General features: G+C 76.8%; 1 protein-coding gene. It reads right to left on the bottom strand.

Annotated elements, in window-relative coordinates:
- Positions 1-161: 161 nt before the first annotated feature.
- A partial coding sequence (locus AC5LSR_RS06355; protein WP_493464585.1) for a 3-phosphoshikimate 1-carboxyvinyltransferase occupies positions 162-762 on the bottom strand: 601 nt, incomplete at its 5' end.

Raw genomic sequence — 762 nt, 5'->3', positions numbered from 1 at the left:
CCGTCCGGGGCCGGGCTGTTCGGAGCCGGGCCGTGCCGAGTCGGGCCGTGCCGGGCGGCAGCACGCGGGGCTGTGCCATGTGGGGCTGTGCTGTTCGGGGTGACGCCGCGTGGGACGGCAGCGCGTGGGGTGACGCCGTCGGTGGTCGTGACAGGCAGCTCTCACGCGCGGGCGTCCGCCCCGTCGAGCATCCGCGCCCACAGCCGGGGGAAGGACGGCACGGTCTTACCGGTCGTGGCGATGTCGTCGACGAGCACGCCCGGCACGACCAGTCCCACCACGGCGTAGGCCATGGCCAGGCGATGGTCGGCCCGCGGGTCGAGGCGGGCGCCGGTCAGCGGCGCGGGGGAGACGGCCAGCCCGTCGTCGGTCACGGTGATGTCCGCGCCCAGCCGGCCCAGCTCGGCCGCGAGCGCGCCGAGCCGGTCGGTCTCCTGCAGGCGCAGGTGGGCGATGCCGCGCAGCCGGCTGGGCGAGTCGGCGAGGACGGCGAGCGCCGTGAGTGTCGGGGCGGCCTCGCCGTAGTCGCTGAGGTCGACGTCGATGCCGCGCAGCCGGCCGGGCCCGCGGACCTCCAGGCCGGCCGTGGTCAGGGTGCAGACGCAGCCCATGGCGGTCAGCAGGTCGGGCAGCACGCGCCCGGGCTGGACGGTCCCGCTCGGCCAGTCGGCGAGCACGACCCGCCCACCGGTCGCCGCGGCCGCGGCCAGGAAGGCGGACGCGCTGTTGATGTCGGGTTCGATGACCCGGTCGTGAGCGTGC

The organism is Protofrankia sp. CiP1_Cm_nod4 (assembly GCF_982290645.1).
Note: the sequence above shows the minus strand (reverse complement) of the source record. Positions and strands in the feature narration are given on the sequence as shown.